This is a genomic window from Nosocomiicoccus sp. HMSC059G07 (assembly GCF_001815515.1).
Classification (GTDB): Bacteria; Bacillota; Bacilli; order Staphylococcales; family Salinicoccaceae; genus Nosocomiicoccus; species Nosocomiicoccus ampullae_A.
In genome coordinates this window covers 1-601 of record NZ_KV820798.1, presented here as the reverse complement: position 1 = coordinate 601, position 601 = coordinate 1, and the positions used below count along the sequence as shown (strand labels likewise).

At 43.3% G+C, this 601-nt stretch carries 1 protein-coding gene; it reads left to right on the top strand.

Annotated elements, in window-relative coordinates; all coding sequences use genetic code 11:
• A partial coding sequence (locus tag HMPREF3029_RS02585) for an IS30 family transposase (RefSeq protein WP_144265393.1) occupies positions 1 to 591 on the top strand: 591 nt, incomplete at its 5' end.
• Positions 592 to 601 lie beyond the last annotated feature (10 nt).

Sequence of the window (601 nt, the reverse complement as noted above, 5' to 3'; positions counted from 1 at the left end):
GGACGGAAACCGCGGTCTACCAAAGGTCGAGTGCGACGAAATGTAAAAGTTTTGGGTACCTCAATCGAAGAACGGCCAAAATCCGTAGAGAATCGCCAAGAATTTGGTCATTGGGAAATTGATACCGTCATTGGAAAAATTGATGCCGATGAACCTGTTCTATTGACGCTCGTAGAGCGAAAGACACGCTTTGAGAAAATTTTCAAAATTGCGGGTCAGAGAGCTGATGCGGTAGACCAAACTCTGCAGAGCTTTATACAGTCCTTAAAAGGATTGGACAGTCAGATTTTTAAAACAGTCACTTCGGATAACGGAAGTGAGTTCGCCAACCTATCCCATCTGTCTGAAGAAACCGATGTGTATTTTTGCCATCCTTTTGCTTCTTTTGAACGTGGAACGAGTGAGAATCAACATAAGATTATCCGGCGTTTCTTGCCGAAACATCAGTCTCTTAAAGAAGTAAGCGACCGCCAGGTCCAGCGGATTCAACAATGGATGAACGATTATCCAAGAAGAATTCTGGACTATAAAACACCCCACCAGGCTTTTGTGCAAGAGTTGAAGCAATTGGATTTAGAACTGGCTGCTTAATCTTTTGCTT